Raw genomic sequence first — 19,003 nt, 5'->3', positions numbered from 1 at the left:
GCAATGCCTTTTGCCGCCGCGCTTGCGCGCCACACGGACCAAAATCCGCATGCCCCGGCCTTCCACATGGAAGGCCGGGTTTTCACATTCCGGGAGCTTGCGCTTTGCGCCGGCCAGCTCGTTTCAGCGTTCGGGAAACTGACGGTAGACGCACGGAGTGAAAACGCACTGCCCGGCACCACGAGGCTGATCGCCCTCGAGATCGGCAACCATCCCCTTTTCACAGCAGCCTTTCTCGCCGCAACATCGGGCGGCCATTGCGTCGCATTGATCGATCCGCATCTGCCGGAGGCGACGCGCGCGGCGATGCGGGAGCAATTGCGCCCCGACATCGTCGTTTGCGCCGACGGCGACGGGCTGCTGCTGGGCGCACCCCTTGCCGGAAACGACAAGGCCTTCATCGCCGGTTCCGGCGACAACACGTCGCCGCTTGTCATCGGCGCCGACGAAGAACCGTTTCTCGTCGTCTTCACCTCCGGCACAACAGGCATGCCGAAAGCGATCGTGCGCGATCGCGGCTCCTGGCGGCGCAGCCTGAAGACGGGGCAGGATTTTTTCGGCATCGGCAGCGATACCCGCACCTTCGCGCCCGGCCCGCTCGCTCATGGGCTAACGCTTTATGCCCTCGCCGAAACCCTTGTCGCCGGCGCCGAATTCATCGGCATGGCGCATTTCGATGCGGCGCGCGCTTCCGAAATCATCAAGTCGCTGGAAGTCAGACGGCTCGTGCTGGTGCCGACGATGCTGCGGCGGCTCTGTGCGTCGTCCTCAGTTTTGACCTCCGTCCAGAAGATCACCGTTGCCGGCGCCAAGCTGACACCGGCCGACCGTGCCGCCGCGGCGGCAACTTTTCCGCTGGCCGACATCGTCGAGTATTATGGCGCCTCCGAGCTCGGGTTCATCAGCGTTGCCGGCCCTGGCGATACCGCATCGGCAACCGCCGTCGGACGGGCCTTTCCCGGTGTCGGCCTCATCGTACTTGACGAGAGCGAGAGGCCGCTGCCAGCAGGCGAGACCGGCACGATCTTCGTCGACAGCGACCTGATTGCCAGCGGCTATATCGGCGCCGGCGACGGCGCGGGCCTCCGGCGCGTCGGCAAACTCGCAACCGTTGGCGATCTCGGTTTCCTGAATGCCGACGGCACGCTGCATCTCGTCGGTCGCTCCGGCGGCATGGTGCTTTCCGGCGGCAACAACATCTATCCGCAGGAAGTCGAGGCGACGCTTGCCGGGCATGTCGATGTGCATGCGGCCTTCGTTCTCGGCCTCGACCATCCCGACCTCGGCAGCGAGTTGGTCGCGGTCATCGAGCCCAACGCTGGTGCAATCGACCGGGCGGCCCTCGCCCGTCATCTCGATATCCATCTGCCGCGCTATAAACATCCGCGGCGAATCTGGCTTTGCCGTGCCTTGCCCATGACACAATCTGGTAAGGTGGCGGCCGGCACCCTCAAGCAATGGATTGTGGATGGACATGACGCCCTCGAGCCCTTCGTCTGACCCAGAGCGCATCCCGGTGATCGTGGCGGCCCTGCGCACGCCTGTTGGACGCGTGCGTGGCGTGCTCGCAGAGGTCGAGCCGGCACGCCTCGCCGCGCCCCTCATCAACCGCATCCTGAGCGACGTCGGCCTGGCTACCGATGTGGTCGACGACGTCATCCTCGGCAATGCCGCCAATTGCGCCGGCAATCTCGGGCGGCTTGCAGCACTCGAAGCCGGGCTTCCGGTATCGACATCGGGCCTGACCATCGACAGGCAATGCGGCGCCGGTCTGGAAGCCATCATGCTCGCCGCACGCCTCATTCAGGCGGGCGCCGGACGCTTCTATCTCGCCGGCGGCACCGAAAGCGCCAGCCGCGCCCATATTCGCCTGAGGCCGCCAACAGCGCCGGGCGAAGAACCTCAACCGATCAAACGCTCGCGCATGGCTCCGGACGAGATCGGCGACCCAGACATGGGCGTTGCTGCCGAAAACGTCGCCACCGCCTGCGCCATTTCCCGCGAAAGACAGGATGCTTTCGCGCTCGAAAGCCAGCGACGTGCTGTGGCCGCCCAGGCCGCTGGCCGGTTTTCGAATGAAATCGTACCGATCGAAACGACAGCCGGGACCGTCGATACGGACGAATGCCCGCGCGCCAATGCGTCGCTCGAAACCTTGCAGCGGCTGAAACCCGTCTTTGTCAAGGATGGCACGGTGACGGCAGGCAATGCCTGCCCGATCAACGACGGTGCGGCGATGGTTCTGGTGACAAGCCTTGCCGAAGCGCAGCGCCTCGGCCTTCCCTTTGCGCTCGAATTCGTCGACGCGGCAACTGCCGGCGTGCATCCCGACCTGCTCGGACTTGGTCCGGTGCCGGCGATGGACAAGCTGAAAGCGCGCAATCCCGGGCTCGATGCCGACGCGGTCGACTTCATCGAATTCAACGAAGCCTTCGCCTCGCAGGTTCTCGGCAGCCTCGATCAACTCGGGATCGCACCTGAGCGGGTCAATTTCGATGGCGGCGCCATTGCGCTCGGCCACCCCTATGGCGCATCCGGAGCGATCCTCGTGGTCCGGCTTTTCACGCAGATGCGGGCGGTCCCACAGGAAACGCGGGCGCTGGCGATGATGGGCATCGGCGGCGGCATGGGCACTGTCGCGCTGTTTCGCAGCCGGCGGCCCGTCAGTTAATTTTGTCAGAGAATGTAGCTGCCGAGCCACTCGCGGGTTGCGGCCGGCACCGGCAGCGGCGTGTGCCGCTCGCGATCGACGGCGACCCAGACGACCTCGAGCTCGGCCGCAAGCTGGCCGGCCGCCTCGACCCGCACGGCAAAGCTCACCGAGCTGCCGCCGATCTTGGCGACGGTGACGATGAAGCGCGCCGGCTCGTCATAGCGCAGGCCGCGATGGAAGACGCAAGCCGAGCGACGAACGAGATAGGCCGGCTCATGAGCGACCGACGGCCGATGCCGCCAGAGATGGGAAAGTGAGGCTTCGGCATGGGCATAATAGGCGGCATTGTGCATGTGGCCATGCATGTCTATATCGCGAAACGGAATGCGGATTTCCGTGACGTTGTCCCTCTCCCTGCCGTCCATGCGAGGCCCTCTTAAAATGCGCTCCACCCTCGTTAGCCAGTTCGGCGATCCGCGACAAGTGATTGCGCTCGTCGATGCCGAGCGCATCCCGCCAGGGCCTGGCGAGGTCGAGATCGCGCTGTCCCTTTCGGCGATCAATCCTTCCGATCTCATTCCCGTCACCGGCGCCTACAGCGCCCGGACCACCCTGCCCTTCGTACCGGGCTTTGAAGGTGTCGGCACCGTTACACGCGTCGGCGCCGGCGTTACGAGCTTGAAGCCCGGTGATCGCGCGATCCCGATCGGCGCAAGCGGTCTCTGGCAGGCGTATCTGGTGCGACCCGCCGAATGGTGCTTCTCCGTGCCCGACGATATCGACGACCGCCAGGCGGCAACCAGCTACGTCAACCCGCTGACGGCAATTCGGCTGATCGAAGCGCTGAAAGCCCATTTCGGACCGATAGCCGACCGCAGGATCGGCGTCACCGCCGCGGGTTCGGCCATCGGCGGCATGCTGATGAAGCTCATCGCAGGCGAAGGCGCAAGGCCGGTCGGGATCGTGCGCAGCGAACGCAGCGCCGAGCGACTGGCGGCCGATGCGGCCGGCGAAATCGTCGTCGCCGATGACAGGCACATCCCTTCAGGCCTTGCCTTCGACGCCATTCTCGACGCGGTCGGCGGCTCGTTTGCCGGCGACCTTATCGGCCAGACGTTGCAGCCCGGCGCGGCATTCATCCAGTATGGCGCGCTCAGCGGCGTGCCCGTGCCGATCCCGGCGATCCAGGCACGGCCGGACGTGCGCTTTTCTTTCCTCTGGCTCAGAACCTGGGTGCACGCCGCCCGGCGGCCTGCCATCGAGGCGGCTTTCGCGCAGAGCTTTGCCGGACTTCGAACCGGACTTTTCTCAAGCCGGATTGCGCAAATCTATCCGCTCAGCGGCCTTGATGAAGCCCTGGCACATCAGGCGGACCCCAAACGCGACGGCAAGCTGCTCCTCGACACGCGCTGTTGAAAATCAGGACTTTCCCTTGGGCGTGCCATGGACCTTGGCCGGTTACAGCACTAGTTTCGGCGGATGACCACGCTGCTCTATGAAAATCCGGTCTTCCTGGAACACGAGGTTCCGGAAGGCCATCCCGAACGGCCGGACCGGCTGAAGGCTCTGAACCTTGCGCTCGAACATCCGAATTTCGCCGACCTCAAACGCGTGAAGGCGACGAAGGCGAGCGAGGACCTGATACTGCTCGTCCATCCGGAAGAGCATCTACGCACCGTGAAGCGTGCCATCCCCGACGAAGGCATCAACGATCTCGAAGCCGACACCTATGCCAGCCCGATGAGCTTTGAGGCGGCGCTGACCGGCATCGGCGGGGCCGTCGAGGCGGTGGATGCGGTGTTCACCGGCAAGGCGGACAATGCCTTCGTCGCCGCCCGCCCGCCCGGCCACCATGCCGAGAAGAACAAGGCCATGGGCTTCTGCTTCTTCAACACGGTAGCGATTGCCGCCCGGCACGCGCAGGTAGCCCATGGCGCCGAACGCGTTGCCATCGTTGATTGGGACGTGCACCACGGCAACGGCACCCAGGACATCTTCTGGGATGACCCGTCGGTGCTTTTCTGCTCCACCCACCAGATGCCGCTCTATCCCGGCACCGGTGCCAAGGACGAGACCGGCGTCAAGGGCAACATCGTCAACGCACCGCTCTCGCCCAATGTCGGCAGCGAGCATTTTCGCGAGGCATTCCGGTCGCGCGTCTTGTCGGCGCTGACCAATTTCCGGCCAGATTTCATCCTGATCTCAGCCGGTTTCGACGCCCACCACCGCGATCCGCTGGCGCAGATCAACCTCGTCGGCGAGGATTTCGACTGGGCGACCGGCCGCCTGCACGAGATCGCCGACCGCAGTGCCGGCAACCGCATGGTCAGCCTGCTCGAGGGCGGCTATGACCTGCAGGGGCTGGCCGAGTCGGCCGGCATGCATATTTTGAGATTGATGAGAGGGTAACCATGACCACCACCACGCAACCGGACGTTCCGGCCCTCTCCTTCGAGCAAGCCGTCGAAGAGCTGGAGCGCATCGTTTCGGCGCTGGAGCGCGGCGACGTCGCGCTCGACAAGTCGATCGAAATCTATGAGCGCGGCGAAGCGCTGAAGAAACACTGCGAGGCGCTGCTGAAAGCGGCCGAGGACCGGATCGAAAAGATCAGGCTCGATCGCGCCGGCAAGCCGCAGGGCGTGGAACCGCTCGACGCGGAGTAACCGGCGCGGGATTGGTCAACGTCTGGAAACGCTGCGTCTTCGTCTCGCCCCTACCCGCTGCCCGAGTTCGGGGCTAGGGTCAGGCCATACGAACAACGGGAGCGTGCACCATGTCCTTCTTTCCTGGCCCCGACCCGCTCGCCGGCGACAAACCCGCCTGCGACGCGATCGAACACCTGATCATTCCGCGCACCAGCGACATCGGTGGCCTGGAAGTTCGCCGGGCACTGCCGACCGCCAGACGGCGCCTCGTCGGGCCGTTCATCTTCTTCGATCGCATGGGCCCGGCGCTCCTGCGCGCCGGCGAAGCGATCGACGTTCGGCCGCATCCTCATATCGGCCTTTCCACCGTTACCTATCTGTTCGACGGGGAGATCAAGCACCGCGATAGCCTCGGCACCGAAATGGTGATCCGGCCGGGTGACGTGAACCTGATGACCGCCGGCCGCGGCATCGTTCACTCCGAGCGCTCGCCCGAAAACCAGCGCGGGCATGCGCGCTCCATCTCGGGGCTGCAGACCTGGCTGGCGCTGCCCGACCACAAGGAAGAAATCGACCCGATCTTCGATCACACCGAGCGGCACAACCTGCCGCAGCTCAGCGACGGCGGCATCGATGCCCGGGTGGTCATCGGCAGCTTCGAAGGACAGAAATCGCCGGTCTCGGTCTTTACCGACACGATCTACGTCGACCTCAACATCGCACCCGGCAAAAGCGCGCCGTTTGCGGCCAACTGGGAAGAGCGCGCGCTCTATATCCTCTCGGGCGAAGCGATCATCGCCGGCGACCACTTTGCCGACAATCAGTTGCTGGTCTTCCGTCCGGGCGACGAAATCACCGTCACCGCCGGTCCGCTCGGCTGTCATATCATGCTGTTCGGCGGCGCTGCGCTCGGCTCGGCCCGCCACATCTGGTGGAATTTCGTGTCGTCGTCGAAGGACCGCATCGAGAAGGCCAAGGAGGAGTGGCGCACCGGCCGCTTCGATATCGTGCCCGGCGACGAGGAGGAATTCGTGCCCCTGCCGGCCGGCTAACGGCACGGGATAGTCGTGAACGCTTGCCGCCCTGAAGCGACAGATTTGTCGCTTCAGGTTGCCGCATGTTTCCTTAAATCGATTTCGATTCAGGGAATCATGCAGTAGTGTCTTGGATGACGACGCAGGAAAGCCTACTTTTGCATTCAGCAACGATTGCGTCTAAAGAGCCGCTTTAACTATACAACCAACTATTCGCGCACCCGATCCGTGCGGTGCGCATGAGGCATGCAGAGTGACACAACTGCCAACCACCCCAATGCCGGCAACTCCCTTGCTCGACAAGGTGACCTTCCCCGACGATCTGAAGAAGATCGACGACCGGGATCTGCCGCAGCTTGCCGGCGAAGTTCGTGCAGAGATGATCGATGCGGTCTCGCGCACCGGCGGCCACCTCGGCGCAGGCCTGGGTGTCGTCGAATTGACGATCGCCATCCACAAGGTGTTCAACACACCGCATGACCGGCTGATCTTCGACGTCGGCCATCAGTGCTACCCGCACAAGATCCTGACCGGCCGTCGCGACCGCATCCGTACGCTGCGCCAGGAAGGCGGCCTTTCCGGCTTCACCCGTCGCGCCGAAAGCGAATACGATCCCTTCGGTGCCGCGCACTCCTCGACGTCCATTTCCGCCGGCCTCGGCATGGCGGTTGCCGCAGACCTCGACGGCATCAACCGTAACGTCATCGCCGTCATCGGCGACGGCGCGCTGTCGGCCGGCATGGCCTATGAGGCGCTGAACAATGCCGGCGCGCTCGATGCGCGCCTGATCGTCATCCTCAACGACAACGACATGTCGATCGCGCAGCCGACGGGCGCAATGAGCGCCTATCTCGCGCGTCTCGCCTCCGGCCGCACCTATATGGGCATCCGCGAAGTCGGCAAGAAGCTGACGGCCTATCTCGGCAAGACGGTAGATCGGGCAATCACCCGCGCCGTCGAGCACGCGCGCGGTTACGTCACCGGCGGCACGCTGTTCGAGGAGATGGGCTTCTACCATATCGGCCCGATCGACGGTCACTCGTTCGAGCACCTGTTGCCCGTGTTGCGCAACGTGCGCGACAACGCCAAGGGCCCGGTGCTGATCCATGTGGTGACACAGAAGGGCAAGGGCTACCCGCCCGCCGAAGCCGCCGCCGACAAGTATCACGGCGTCAACAAGTTCGACGTCATCACCGGCGCGCAGGCCAAGGCAAAGCCGAATGCACCCGCCTACACCTCGGTCTTCGCCGAAGCGCTGACACAGGAAGCCGGTTTCGACGACAAGATCGTTGCGGTCACGGCCGCCATGCCGTCGGGCACCGGTCTCGACAAGTTTGCGCTGGCCCACCCCAAGCGCTGCTTCGACGTCGGCATTGCCGAACAGCATGCCGTGACCTTTGCGGCCGGCCTTGCCTCCGAAGGCTACAAGCCGTTTGCAGCGCTTTACTCCACCTTCCTTCAGCGCGGCTACGACCAGGTGGTCCACGACGTGGCGATCCAGGGCTTGCCGGTGCGCTTCCCGATCGACCGCGCCGGCTTCGTCGGCGCCGACGGGCCGACCCATGCGGGCTCCTTCGACACCACCTATCTTGCCACCCTGCCCGGCTTCGTCGTCATGGCGGCAGCCGACGAGGCGGAACTCAAGCACATGGTGCGCACGGCCGCAGCCTATGATGCCGGTCCGATTTCGTTCCGCTATCCGCGCGGCGAAGGCGTGGGCGTAGAGATGCCCGAGCGCGGCCAGATTCTCGAAATCGGCAAGGGCCGTGTGGTCAAGCAGGGCTCGAAGGTGGCACTGCTTTCGTTCGGCACCCGTCTTGCCGACTGTTTGATGGCTGCCGAAGATCTCGATGCGGCGGGCCTTTCTACAACCGTTGCGGACGCACGCTTTGCCAAGCCGCTCGACCATGACCTCATCCGCCAGCTTGCGCGCCATCACGAAGTGCTTGTTACCATCGAGGAAGGCGCTGTCGGCGGCTTCGCCAGCCACGTACTGCAGTTCCTCGCCGAAGACGGCCTGCTCGATGGCGGCCTGAAGGTTCGCCCGATGGTGATGCCCGATATCTGGATGGAACAGGCCAAGCCCGAAGCAATGTACGCCGCCGCCGGCCTCGACCGCGCCGGCATCGTTTCGACCGTATTCAAGGCGCTCGGCCAGAAGCAGGATATCGGACTTGGCGCGGCTGGCTAAGCCTGCATAGTCTACGACTACCGCAGAGCGCTTCGCGATCTTTCAGATTCGCTTGGCGCGCTTTATGCTCTTGTATTTACGCAAGTCTCTGGCGCAAATCCGCTGCACACTTTTGCGCGACAGGCTTGAGATACAAAAGACCCCGGCGAAGAACCGGGGTCTTTTGCCTTCTTGTCGTGCTTCGGCGACAATCAGAATTCCTGCCAGTCGTCCTGTGCCACTGCCGCATTGCCGCGTGATATCGGACGTGCGGCACTCGCCGCGCGCACCGGTGCCGTTGGCGCAGCCATCGTACGCGCCATGGCGCGCAGGTCGCTTGCCGCAGTCGCGCCACTCGTTCGACCCGGCAGGGTGAAGCGGGCAATGAGCTCGCGCAGGCGTCCGGCTTCGTTGGCAAGCTGAGCACTGGCGGCGTTGGCCTCTTCGACCATCGCTGCATTCTTCTGCGTCACCTGGTCCATCTGGTTGACGGCGGTGTTGACTTCGCTGAGGCCCACCGACTGTTCGCGTGCCGAAATGGCGATCGCGTCCATGTGCTGGTTGATCGTGGCGACGTGGCCACCGATCGCCTTCAGCGCCTCGCCGGTATCACGCACCAGCTTGACCCCACCTTCGACCTCGACGCTGGAATTGCGGATAAGCTCCTTGATCTCCTTGGCGGCCTTGGCCGAGCGCTGGGCAAGTTCGCGCACCTCCTGGGCGACGACTGCAAACCCCTTTCCGGCATCGCCTGCCCGCGCAGCCTCGACGCCGGCATTGAGCGCCAGGAGATTGGTCTGGAAAGCGATCTCGTCAATGACACCGATGATGTTGGAGATCTGGCCGGAGGAGCTTTCGATCCGGCGCATCGCCTCCACGGCGCTTGCGACAACGACACCGGATTTGGCGGCGCTTGAATTTGCCTCGCCCGCCACGACGCGCGCTTCTTCAGCACGCCGGGTCGAGCTTGTGACATTGGCAGTGATCTCATCAAGGGCAGCTGCCGTCTGCTCCAGCGAGGCGGCCTGCTGCTCGGTACGCCGCGAGAGGTCGTCGGCGCTCTCGCTGATTTCGCGCGAGCCGCCATCGATCGAGCCGCTGGAATCGGCGACCGCCGCCAGCGCATCGCCTAGCCGCGACACGGCCGAGTTAAGGTCATGGCGCAGCTGCTCGAAATCCGGCGCAAAAGGCTCCGACAGTTGGAAGGCGAGGTCACCGGCCGCCAACCGTTGCAGGCCGCCGGCAAGGCCGGAGGTTGCCTGGCGAAGGCGTGCCTGGGCGGCAGCTTCGGCCTCCTCCTGCAGGCGTGCGCGCTCAGCATCGGCACGGGCGCGGCTATCAGCAGCTTCCGCCTCCAGCCTCTGGTTGGCGATCGCCGCCTGCCGGAAGATTTCGACAGCACCAGCCATCTCGCCGATTTCGTCCTTCCGGCCGGCATAGGGGATGGCGGACGCAGTGTCACCTTCGGCGAGACGCGTCATCGAACGGGTGGTGGCGACGATCGGTTTGGAAATTGTCCGGCCGACGAGGAAGACCGTGGCCGCGATGATGGCGATGGCCGCAAGGACAGCAGCGAGTGCGACCTTCTCTGCGAACTGCTGCATCGCTGCGCTTTTAGTCTCGGCATCGGCCTTCTCAGCCTCGATCGCCGTCGCCATCTGCTCGAAGATCGGCTCGATGGCGGAAAAAGTCTCGGACATCCGCTTGCGCAAGACCGCATCGTTTTCGGCCATCGCGGCATAATCCGAAAATGCGTCGCCGTAATTCTTCAATGCCGCCAGGATCTTCGCCTGGTTATCCTTGCCACCGAACGTCTCCGTCGGGAAGCCTGCGAAGACCTTCACCTCTTCGGCATGCTTCTCGACGTATTTGTGATCGCGCCGCATGATGAAGTCTTTCTCGTGGCGGCGCATCGTCAGCATGCTTGCCTTCAGCCCCTTGTCCGAAACGGACTTCAGCGCTTCCTCGATCGTGTGGACCGCAGCCCGCATCGCGCCTTCCTTGCCGGCCGACGGTTCAAGCCCAAGCATGCGGTTGGCGTCGGCAACAGCCACGAATTCAGTGAGGTAGCGTTCGTAACCCTCTGAAATCAGCTTGAGTTGCGCCCGCGTCGACTGGCTGTCGAGCAGGTTGCCGAGCGCGGCGATCGTCTCGTTTGCCTTGACGGCGACGTCCTGATGCGAAGCGGTGTACTTCTCCTCTCGCCTAAGCAGAAAGTCCTTTTCCGCGCGACGGTTCTGCAGGAATTGGCTTTCAAGGACCAGGAGCGCCCTATCCGCGTCGCGATAGACCTGCACCTGCTCGCGATACCCCTCCTCGATATCCCGCTCGACGATGAAGATGCCGACGATGGCGAGAATGCCGGCGACGGCGATCGGCACCAGCAAGCCGATACGGTGCGAAAGCCTGAGATGAAAGCGGGGCATGCGGAAACTCCTTGCGCCAGACGGCGTCAGGTCGGGGGATGATCAGATGTGTCGGGAGGTCCGATTAAGGGGCGGAGATCCTGCTTCATGCAGGTTGCGACATTTGGTGAAATTGCCACGCATCATTTAAGGAGACGTGAATATTACCCTGTTTTCTTCGGCGTCTTTATTGCTCGATCTTTCCCGCCGCAAAGCCCGCTTGGCAGCGAAGGGGCTTGCCATAAGGCCGGCGAGCCTCCATGAGAAGCACATGTCAGAAGATCGCCAGAATGAAGAACACAAGAACAGGGTCCGCCTGGACCAGTTGCTGCTCAACACGGGACTGGTCGCCAGTCGCGCTCGCGCCCGCGACGCGATCCAGCGCGGCACCGTAAAGGTCGACGGCCGCACGGTCACCAAGCCGTCGTTGGCCTTTGCCGAGAGCGTGACCATCACCATCGACGATCCGGCGCAGGATTATGTCTCCCGCGCGGCGCTGAAGCTTGTCGCAGCGCTCGATCATTTCGGGCTCGATCCCACGGGCGAGAGCTGCGTCGATATCGGCGCGTCGACCGGCGGCTTCACCGAAGTGCTGTTGAAGCGCGGCGCCGAGCATGTGGTCGCCATCGATGTCGGCCATGGCCAGATCCATCCGCGCATCGAGAGCGATCCGCGCGTCACCAGCATCGAGGGCCTCAACGCCCGCGCGATGACCGAGGACGACATCGACAACCGCGATGTGACCTTCATCGTATCGGACGTGTCGTTCATTTCGCTGAAGCTCGCCCTGCCGCCGGCACTCGAAATGGCGCTGTCTGGCGCGCATTGCATTCTGCTGGTCAAGCCGCAGTTCGAGGCCGGTCGCGATGCGATCAGCAAGGCCGGTCTGCTCAAGGATCCTGAGAGCGCGCCGGCCGTTGCCGCCGAACTCGAGCGCTGGCTGGTCGAGGACATGGGCTGGCAGAGCCTTGGCCTGATCCCCTCGCCGATTGCAGGCGGCGACGGCAACGTCGAATTCCTGCTGGCCGGAAAAAAGCCATGAGCACGCAGACCCTGACGATCGCCCGCCTTGGCGCGCAGGGCGACGGCATCGCCGAGACCGAGGACGGTCCGGTCTATGTCCCCTTCACGCTGCCGGGCGAAAGTGCTGCCCTTGCGGTCAACAAGTCTCAGGGCACGCTGATCTCGCTGCGCGAATCCTCGCCTGATAGGGTCGCGCCGCACTGTCGCCATTTCGGCCCGGATGGCGAGAACGGCACCTGCGGCGGCTGCACGCTGCAGCATGCCGCCGATCCCCTCTACCAGACGTTCAAGCGCGACCTGGTGATAAACGCCCTGAAGTCGAAGGGGCTGAAGCCTGAAGTCGCCCCGTTGATCGCAGCCCGTCCGGGAGAGCGCCGCCGCGCCGTGTTTACCGCCCGCAAGACCGAGAAGGACCTACTGCTCGGCTTCAACCAGGCGGAGAGCCACCACATCGTCGCGATTTCGGAATGTCCCGTCGCGAGCCCCGGCATCGTCTCGCGGCTCGCCACCGTCAGCAAGGTCGGTGCGGCCATGGCGGTCAACGCCGAACCTTTCCGCATTACCGTTCTCGAAACGCTTACGGGCCTCGACCTCTCGGTCGACGGCATCAAGGGATTTGGCGACCGCGAACGCCGGCGCACGGTCGAGACGGTACTCGGCGAACGCGGCATTGCCCGCGTCAGCCTCAACGGCGAGATCATCGTCGAACCCACCAAGCCGATCATAGAATTCGGTGGTATCGCCGTGTCGCCTCCCCCTGGCGGCTTCACCCAGGCGACACTTGCGGCAGAAGAGGCGATGGCTGCGCTGGTGCTCGATCATATCGGCAAGGCAAAACGCGTTGCCGACCTGTTTGCCGGCAGCGGCACATTCGCCCTGCGCATCGCCCGCAAGGCGCGGGTGCACGCGGTCGAAGGCGAAGACAAGGCGCTGAAGGCGCTCGACTTTGCCGCCCGCAACACGCAAGGGCTGAAGCCGGTGTCAATCGAGAAGCGCGATCTCTTCCGCCGGCCGCTCATGGCACAGGAACTGAAAGTCTTCGACGCCATCGTCTTCGACCCGCCGCGCGCCGGCGCCGAAGTGCAATGTCAGGAGATCGCCCGTTCCGGCGTCAAAAAGGTCGTCGCGGTCTCCTGCAACCCGATCACGCTTGCCCGCGATCTCGCAATCCTCGTTGCCGCCGGCTACCGCATCACCTCGGTCACGCCGATCGACCAGTTCCTCTGGTCGGCTCATGTCGAGGCCGTCGCGACGCTGGAGAAATAGAAAAAGGCCCGAACTTCCGGGCCTTTTCTCATCATTCGCGTTGATATCGCAGCCTTATGCCGCCCGTCGACGGGACGTTGGTGCCGGAGCATAGGCGCTCTGGGTGTTGCCAAGGTTGAACTGCGCGAGAAGCGCGTTGAGCGAAGCGGCTTCGGAGGCGAGACCATGGCTTGCCGCCGTCTGCTCTTCCACCATCGCCGCGTTCTGCTGCGTGCCCTGGTCCATGGTGTTGACCGCCGTGTTGATCTCCTGAAGACCGGTCGACTGTTCGCGCGTCGCAGTGACGATCGCGCTCACATGCTTGTTGATCTCCTGCACTTCGGCAACAATCGTCTCCAGTGCCTTGCCGGTATCGCCGACCAGCGTCACGCCGTTGCGCACCTGGTTGCCCGAGGTGGTGATCAGCGCCTTGATCTCCTTGGCGGCATTGGCCGAGCGCTGAGCGAGCTCGCGTACTTCCTGGGCGACGACAGCAAAGCCGCGGCCCGCATCGCCTGCCCGCGCCGCCTCGACGCCGGCATTCAGTGCCAAAAGGTTGGTCTGGAAGGCGATCTCGTCGATGACGCCGATGATGTTGGAGATTTCACCCGAGGACTTCTCGATCGCATGCATCGCCACAACGGCGTTGGCAACGACCTCGCCGGACTTTTCGGCACCCGCCCGCGTGCGGGCGACCAGCGCGCCGACTTCCTCGGCGCGACGGGCGGAGTCCTTGACCGTGGTGGTGATCTCTTCGAGCGCCGCTGCCGTTTCTTCGACGGAGGCTGCCTGCTGCTCGGTGCGACGTGCGAGATCGTCGGCGGCCGAGCGGATTTCCGTCGCGCCGGCATCGATGCCGCGGGCATTGGCGCCGACGGCGCAGAGCGTGTCGTGCAGCTTGGCGACCGAGTTGTTGAAATCGGCGCGCAGGCGATCGAGACGATCGGCAAACGGATTGTCGATGCGGTAGGCGAGATCGCCGTCGGCGAGACGACCGAGGCCGGTTGCAAGGCCATCGACGGCCTGCTGCACTTCGGCTGCGTCACGGGCATCCCGCGCCTGGCGTTCCAGACGCTCGCGCTCCGACAGCGAACGGTTCGCATCCGCTTCGTCTTCGAGCTTGAGCTTGGCGATGGTCGCATCACGCAAGACCTGCAGCGAACGGGCGAGATCGCCGATCTCGTCCTTGCGCTCGGCTTCCGACAGATCGACATCGGTCTTGCCGGCTGCGATTTCACCGGTGACGCCGATGACCGCTGCAACGCGCTTGCGGAAGCGGGTGGCGAGCGTCCAGCCGACCAGGATCATGATCAGGGCTGCGACGGCGATAACCGCGACGGAGATCATTGCAAGCTGCGAGAGACCGGCAAACACGGTCGCCTGCGGCACGGATACCACGACGTACCAGGTGGTATCCGGCAGAAGCTTGACCGGCACGGCGACGGCGATATGCACCGAGCCATCCGTATGCGTGAGTTCGAGCGCATGTTCGGTCTTGCCCAGAAGCTGCCCCCAACCGCCGGCATCGAGCCCGGTATCCTTCAGCGATTTTCCGAGGAATTTCTCGTCGGGGTGGCTGATGATGCTGCCGCCCTGGCTGACCAGCGAAACGAAGCCGGTGCCGAACGGCGCCAGTTTGCCAAGTTCCTTGGAAAGCTGGCCAAGCGCCATGTCGACGCCATCGACGCCGACAAAAGCATTGTCGAGCTTCAGCGGCACCATGATCGACGTCATCAGCACGTCCTGGCCGTTGATCTTGTAGAAGTAGGGCTCGGTGATCATGTCAAGGCCGGTCTTCTTGGGAACCTGATAGTAGTCGCCGGCGCCGGGCTTGTCGTAGTCGACAAGCGCCTCGTGGACGATCTGGTCGCCGGAGCGCGCGATGTAGGGGATAAAGCGACCGCTGGCGTCATGGCCCGGCTTGCCGACATAATCCGCATCCTTGCCGTCGAAGGCGTTTGGCTCCCAGGCGGTGCTGAGGCCGACGGCCAGAGGATTGTCGGCGATCAGTGTCTTCAGCAGCGCGACCGTGCCCTCGCGAGATGTGGTGCCGCTTTCCTTCATGGCATAGAGAGCGGAGCGCATGTTGCCGGCGAGCGTCTTCGTCTCTGCGAACCTCGCCTCGACATTGGCAGCGCTTGCATAGGCGGCGTTGGTCATCTCCGCGATGCTGCGCTCTTTCAGCTGCTGGTAGGATAGCCAGAACACGATGGCAGCCGTGACCATACAGGTCAAAAGGCCAGTCATTACGATGGCAAACATGTTGCGTGCGGTCGCAGTCTTAAGAATCACCGTTCGTCTCCCTTCGCGCGATCGCTTGAAAAGCGGATCACGAGCAAAACTTCGAACGCGTGATGGAAAAGCCAAAACACGCGCAGCGTGAGGCAGGTGTCTGGAACACAGCGCGGCGGTCCTGAGGCGACCTTTTCAGGAGATGGACCCGATCGGCGGATGTGCGGTGCGAAGTCATTTCGCGGCAATCGGACGGTAGGCCCCGACACTTTATCAAAACGTAAAAAAGGAGAGTTCGAACAACGAATTACGGTTCCAGCGCCGGATTTTCGAGAAGCGGCGTCAAAACGCAAAGACCCGGGGTTGTGCCCCGGGTCTCATTTCGCATCTAAGATGTTTTACTATGCGGCGCGACGGCGCGGTGCTGCGGCCGGCGCGTAGGCGCTCTGGGTGTTGCCGAGGTTGAACTGGGCGAGAAGCGCGTTGAGCGAGGCTGCTTCGGACGCCAGGCCATGGCTTGCCGCCGTCTGCTCTTCCACCATCGCCGCGTTCTGCTGCGTGCCCTGGTCCATGGTGTTGACCGCCGTGTTGATCTCCTGAAGACCGGTCGACTGTTCGCGCGTCGCAGTGACGATCGCGCTCACATGCTTGTTGATCTCCTGGACTTCGGCAACGATCGTTTCCAGTGCCTTGCCGGTGTCGCCGACCAGCGTCACGCCGCTGCGCACCTGGTTGCCCGAGGTGGTGATCAACGCCTTGATCTCCTTGGCGGCATTGGCCGAACGCTGCGCCAGCTCACGCACTTCCTGGGCAACGACGGCAAAGCCCTTGCCCGCTTCCCCGGCGCGCGCCGCTTCGACGCCGGCATTCAGCGCCAGGAGGTTGGTCTGGAAGGCGATATCGTCGATGACGCCGATGATGTTGGAGATTTCGCCAGAGGACTTCTCGATCGCATGCATCGCCACGACGGCGTTGGCAACGACCTCGCCGGACTTTTCAGCACCCGCCCGAGTGCGGGCCACCAGCGCGCCGACTTCCTCGGCGCGGCGGGCGGAGTCCTTGACCGTGGTGGTGATCTCTTCAAGCGCTGCTGCCGTTTCTTCGACGGAGGCTGCCTGCTGCTCGGTGCGGCGGGCGAGATCGTCAGCGGCCGAGCGGATTTCCGTCGCGCCGGCATCGATGCCGCGGGCGTTGGCCCCGACGGCGCAGAGCGTGTCGTGCAGCTTGGCGACCGAGTTGTTGAAGTCGGCGCGCAGGCGATCGAGACGATCGGCGAAGGGATTGTCGATCCGGTAGGCAAGATCGCCGTCGGCAAGACGACCGAGACCGGTTGCCAGACCATCGACGGCCTGCTGCACTTCGGCTGCCTCACGCGCATCCCGCGCCTGGCGTTCCAGACGCTCACGCTCCGACAGCGAACGGTTCGCATCCGCTTCGTCTTCGAGACGAGCACGTTCGACCGCATTGGCCTTGAAGACGGCGACGGCCGCGGCCATCGAGCCGATCTGGTCGGTACGCTCTTCACCGGGAATTTCGACGTTGTGGTTGCCCGAAGCGAGCTTTTCCATCGCGCCGGTCATGTCGGTAACGGGGCGGATGACCAAACGGTTGAGGAAGGTTGCGAGGAAGACGAGCATGACGCCGACAGCAAGAATGGTCGCAACGGTGGCGGCAATGCGGAACTGATCGATCGCGGAATAGGCGACATCGGCGTCGATGACGAAGCCGACATACCATTCGACCGAAGGCAGGCCCTCAACGGGCACGAAGCTGACGATCATCGGCTTGCCGTCGAGTTCGGTGTTCATGATGCCGGAGCTGATCGTCGGCGTGTCGATCGGGAAGGCATCGGAAAGCGTCTTGGTGACGAGCTTGGAATCCGGGTGGACGAGGATCTGACCGTCCTTGCTGGCGAGGAAGGCAAAACCTTCACCGCCGACGTCGATGCCCTTGACCATCGAGACCAGTGTTTCCAGCGAGAAGTCGCTGCCGGTGACGCCGTAAAGCTTGCCATCGCGCTTGACCGGAACGGCGGCGCTGATGATGAGGTCGCCGGTCGAGGCATCGACATAGGGCTCGGTGAGGACGCGCGCGTCGGCCTTGACCGCCTGCTGGTACCACGGACGCTGGCGCGGATCATAGCCGGCGGGCATCGGATTGTCAGGCCAGGTGATGAACTTGCCGGCCTCGTTGCCGACATAGGTCGAGATGAACTCGTTGGTCAGCACGTCGTTCTTGAGGATCGGCTGGACGCCGTTGTCATCAGCCGCGCGGCCGGCGGCATCTGCCACCATCGCCGTCAGCGTGACGCGACCGTTCAGCCACTTGGCGACGCTCTGGGCTGCCTGGACGCCGGAGGAAGAGATGTTCTCTTCGACCGCCTTGGTGGTGGTATCGTACTGAAGCGAGTCGATATAGACGGAAAAGCCGGCGAAGGCGGTGACAACGACACCGGACGCGGCAACAAGAATACGCGTCATGAGGTTCGATCGATTGGACAAGATGGGCTCCTAGCAGGGGCCGGCGTACTTCGCCGGACATGAGCTCTCGATGATTTTCACGCGCAGCATCGTTCAGCCGCCGGAATGGCGGTTGGTCAAGCCTCGGGAAAACGTTGAACATGCCTAAAAGGCGGGGCCGGCCATGCTTCATGCGGCCGGGGCCCCCCGGAGGGTGGGCCTATCGCGCCGCACGCTAGCGATTGCTATTTAAGAAGCGATTAAAATTGACATATGCGAGTTCGGGATACCGGCAGCAACGGGATCTTCACAATGGGCCGGCTAGGAAGCCGCCCCAGTCTTTCCCATGTCGGGCGCTGAAAACGTCGTCCGGCAGAGACTTAGCGGCGCATGAAGGCTTCGAAAGCCGCCCTTGCCTCGGCGCTTTTCAGCTGTGCCGCGAAGTGCTTCGCCTCTTCGTCGATACGCGCGAGCACGTCGCTGCGGTCACCACGGACTAGGTCGCGAGCGATGCGCAGGGCCTCCGGTGGCTTCTTGGCAAGACGCGTAGCGAGCGATAGCGTCTCGTCTTCGACGGCATCCTGGCCGACGATCTTCCAGATGAGGCCGGCCTCGAGCGCATCGCGCGCCTCCAGCGGCTCGCCGGCGGCAAGCAGTGCGAAGGCCCGCTGGTGTCCCATGATGCGCGGCGCGATCAGGCTCGACGCCGCTTCCGGCACGAGGGCCAGATCGACGAAGGGCGTCTTGAAGACAGAGCGGGCGGACGAGATCGTCAGATCGCAATGCAGGTGGATCGTCGTGCCGATGCCGATCGCAAGCCCGTCGACACCGGAGACGACCGGCTTGGGCGCGCTCGCCAGGGCTTTCAGAAAATCGATGACCTCCGTGCCCATCGAGCCGCCCATGGCAAATGCCAGAAAGTCGGCCATGTCGTTGCCGGCGGAAAAGCACCCGTCCGTGCCGAGAAACACGGTGACGCGAACGGCCGGATCGCTGCCTGCAACAGTCAGCGCGTTCGTCATCTTCGCGTACATGTCGCGTGTGATGGCATTCTTCTTTTCCGGCCGGTTGAGGCGGATGACTTGAACGCCTGGATAGGCATCGGGACGTTCGACGAGGACCTGGTCGGTCATGATA

General features: G+C 63.8%; 15 protein-coding genes. 10 read left to right on the top strand and 5 right to left on the bottom strand.

Translation table 11 applies throughout. The features are described 5' to 3' along the window. The first annotated feature begins 3 nt into the window (after window positions 1-3). Window positions 4-1,500, top strand: coding sequence for a class I adenylate-forming enzyme family protein (locus tag HT585_RS04060; protein WP_176351713.1), 1,497 nt, complete (start codon window positions 4-6; stop codon window positions 1,498-1,500). Next, window positions 1,475-2,671 (top strand): thiolase family protein, encoded by a 1,197-nt coding sequence (locus HT585_RS04055; protein ID WP_176352178.1) that lies wholly within the window; start codon window positions 1,475-1,477, stop codon window positions 2,669-2,671. The genes HT585_RS04060 and HT585_RS04055 overlap by 26 nt, the downstream gene beginning before the upstream one ends. A 5-nt stretch (window positions 2,672-2,676) precedes the next feature. On the opposite strand, the gene HT585_RS04050 is transcribed toward HT585_RS04055, so the two are convergent. Then, window positions 2,677-3,078, bottom strand: a complete 402-nt coding sequence (locus HT585_RS04050; RefSeq protein ID WP_176351712.1) for an acyl-CoA thioesterase — start codon at window positions 3,076-3,078, stop codon at window positions 2,677-2,679. A 16-nt stretch (window positions 3,079-3,094) separates the two neighbouring features. Between HT585_RS04050 and HT585_RS04045 the strand changes: the two genes are divergently transcribed. The 5 genes from HT585_RS04045 to dxs all read left to right on the top strand — a co-directional run bounded on the left by HT585_RS04045 (window position 3,095) and on the right by dxs (window position 8,523). Then, the gene (locus tag HT585_RS04045; RefSeq protein WP_176351711.1) at window positions 3,095-4,069 is read left to right on the top strand and encodes a zinc-dependent alcohol dehydrogenase family protein; all 975 of its coding nucleotides are present in this window, start codon (window positions 3,095-3,097) and stop codon (window positions 4,067-4,069) included. Between the two features lie 63 nt (window positions 4,070-4,132). Beyond that, a complete protein-coding gene (locus HT585_RS04040) occupies window positions 4,133-5,062 on the top strand; it encodes a histone deacetylase family protein (RefSeq protein WP_176351710.1) in 930 nt (309 codons plus the stop codon). A gap of 2 nt (window positions 5,063-5,064) precedes the next feature. Continuing rightward, on the top strand, window positions 5,065-5,316 hold the full coding sequence (locus HT585_RS04035; protein WP_176351709.1) for an exodeoxyribonuclease VII small subunit: 252 nt from the start codon (window positions 5,065-5,067) through the stop codon (window positions 5,314-5,316). A 110-nt stretch (window positions 5,317-5,426) separates the two neighbouring features. After that, the gene (locus tag HT585_RS04030; protein WP_176351708.1) at window positions 5,427-6,350 is read left to right on the top strand and encodes a pirin family protein; all 924 of its coding nucleotides are present in this window, start codon (window positions 5,427-5,429) and stop codon (window positions 6,348-6,350) included. A gap of 259 nt (window positions 6,351-6,609) precedes the next feature. Then, window positions 6,610-8,523 (top strand): 1-deoxy-D-xylulose-5-phosphate synthase, encoded by a 1,914-nt coding sequence (gene dxs / locus HT585_RS04025; RefSeq protein ID WP_176352177.1) that lies wholly within the window; start codon window positions 6,610-6,612, stop codon window positions 8,521-8,523. A 191-nt stretch (window positions 8,524-8,714) separates the two neighbouring features. Here dxs and HT585_RS04020 read toward each other — a convergent pair whose 3' ends face one another. Then, window positions 8,715-10,928 carry a methyl-accepting chemotaxis protein gene (locus HT585_RS04020; protein WP_246707562.1) on the bottom strand — a complete coding sequence of 738 codons (2,214 nt, stop codon included), beginning with the start codon at window positions 10,926-10,928 and terminating at the stop codon, window positions 8,715-8,717. Between the two features lie 87 nt (window positions 10,929-11,015). Here HT585_RS04020 and HT585_RS04015 point away from each other — a divergent pair, with 87 nt between their 5' ends. Genes HT585_RS04015 through HT585_RS04005 form a run of 3 tightly spaced genes read left to right on the top strand, consistent with a single transcriptional unit; the run spans window position 11,016 to window position 13,196 of the window. Next, window positions 11,016-11,171: a hypothetical protein gene (locus HT585_RS04015; protein WP_176351707.1), complete on the top strand. Its 156-nt coding sequence runs from the start codon at window positions 11,016-11,018 to the stop codon at window positions 11,169-11,171. Window positions 11,172-11,178: 7 nt separating this feature from the next. Next, the gene (locus tag HT585_RS04010; RefSeq protein ID WP_176351706.1) at window positions 11,179-11,949 is read left to right on the top strand and encodes a TlyA family RNA methyltransferase; all 771 of its coding nucleotides are present in this window, start codon (window positions 11,179-11,181) and stop codon (window positions 11,947-11,949) included. After that, on the top strand, window positions 11,946-13,196 hold the full coding sequence (locus HT585_RS04005) for a class I SAM-dependent RNA methyltransferase (protein ID WP_176351705.1): 1,251 nt from the start codon (window positions 11,946-11,948) through the stop codon (window positions 13,194-13,196). The genes HT585_RS04010 and HT585_RS04005 overlap by 4 nt, the downstream gene beginning before the upstream one ends. A gap of 54 nt (window positions 13,197-13,250) precedes the next feature. On the opposite strand, the gene HT585_RS04000 is transcribed toward HT585_RS04005, so the two are convergent. The 3 genes from HT585_RS04000 to HT585_RS03990 form a co-directional block, all read right to left on the bottom strand. After that, the gene (locus tag HT585_RS04000) at window positions 13,251-15,467 is read right to left on the bottom strand and encodes a methyl-accepting chemotaxis protein (protein ID WP_343213921.1); all 2,217 of its coding nucleotides are present in this window, start codon (window positions 15,465-15,467) and stop codon (window positions 13,251-13,253) included. A gap of 341 nt (window positions 15,468-15,808) precedes the next feature. Further along, entirely contained in the window at window positions 15,809-17,908 is a 2,100-nt protein-coding gene (gene mcpU / locus HT585_RS03995) for a methyl-accepting chemotaxis protein McpU (RefSeq protein WP_176351704.1), read from the bottom strand. A gap of 338 nt (window positions 17,909-18,246) precedes the next feature. After that, window positions 18,247-18,999, bottom strand: coding sequence for a crotonase/enoyl-CoA hydratase family protein (locus HT585_RS03990; RefSeq protein ID WP_176351703.1), 753 nt, complete (start codon window positions 18,997-18,999; stop codon window positions 18,247-18,249). Window positions 19,000-19,003 lie beyond the last annotated feature (4 nt).

Source organism: Ensifer oleiphilus, from assembly GCF_013371465.1.
Lineage (GTDB): Bacteria > Pseudomonadota > Alphaproteobacteria > Rhizobiales > Rhizobiaceae > Ensifer > Ensifer oleiphilus.
Note: the sequence above shows the minus strand (reverse complement) of the source record. Positions and strands in the feature narration are given on the sequence as shown.

Excerpts from the sequence above, each read along its gene's own strand:
- HT585_RS04020 (WP_246707562.1), bottom strand. The coding sequence starts at position 10,928 with ATGCCCCGCTTTCATCTCAGGCTTTCGCACCGTATCGGCTTGCTGGTG.
- dxs (WP_176352177.1), top strand. The coding sequence starts at position 6,610 with ATGCCGGCAACTCCCTTGCTCGACAAGGTGACCTTCCCCGACGATCTG.
- HT585_RS04030 (WP_176351708.1), top strand. The coding sequence starts at position 5,427 with ATGTCCTTCTTTCCTGGCCCCGACCCGCTCGCCGGCGACAAACCCGCC.
- HT585_RS04050 (WP_176351712.1), bottom strand. The coding sequence starts at position 3,078 with ATGGACGGCAGGGAGAGGGACAACGTCACGGAAATCCGCATTCCGTTT.
- HT585_RS04005 (WP_176351705.1), top strand. The coding sequence starts at position 11,946 with ATGAGCACGCAGACCCTGACGATCGCCCGCCTTGGCGCGCAGGGCGAC.
- HT585_RS04055 (WP_176352178.1), top strand. The coding sequence starts at position 1,475 with ATGACGCCCTCGAGCCCTTCGTCTGACCCAGAGCGCATCCCGGTGATC.
- HT585_RS04035 (WP_176351709.1), top strand. The coding sequence starts at position 5,065 with ATGACCACCACCACGCAACCGGACGTTCCGGCCCTCTCCTTCGAGCAA.
- HT585_RS04060 (WP_176351713.1), top strand. The coding sequence starts at position 4 with ATGCCTTTTGCCGCCGCGCTTGCGCGCCACACGGACCAAAATCCGCAT.
- HT585_RS04015 (WP_176351707.1), top strand. The coding sequence starts at position 11,016 with ATGCAGGTTGCGACATTTGGTGAAATTGCCACGCATCATTTAAGGAGA.
- HT585_RS04040 (WP_176351710.1), top strand. The coding sequence starts at position 4,133 with ATGACCACGCTGCTCTATGAAAATCCGGTCTTCCTGGAACACGAGGTT.
- HT585_RS03990 (WP_176351703.1), bottom strand. The coding sequence starts at position 18,999 with ATGACCGACCAGGTCCTCGTCGAACGTCCCGATGCCTATCCAGGCGTT.
- HT585_RS04045 (WP_176351711.1), top strand. The coding sequence starts at position 3,095 with ATGCGCTCCACCCTCGTTAGCCAGTTCGGCGATCCGCGACAAGTGATT.
- HT585_RS04010 (WP_176351706.1), top strand. The coding sequence starts at position 11,179 with ATGTCAGAAGATCGCCAGAATGAAGAACACAAGAACAGGGTCCGCCTG.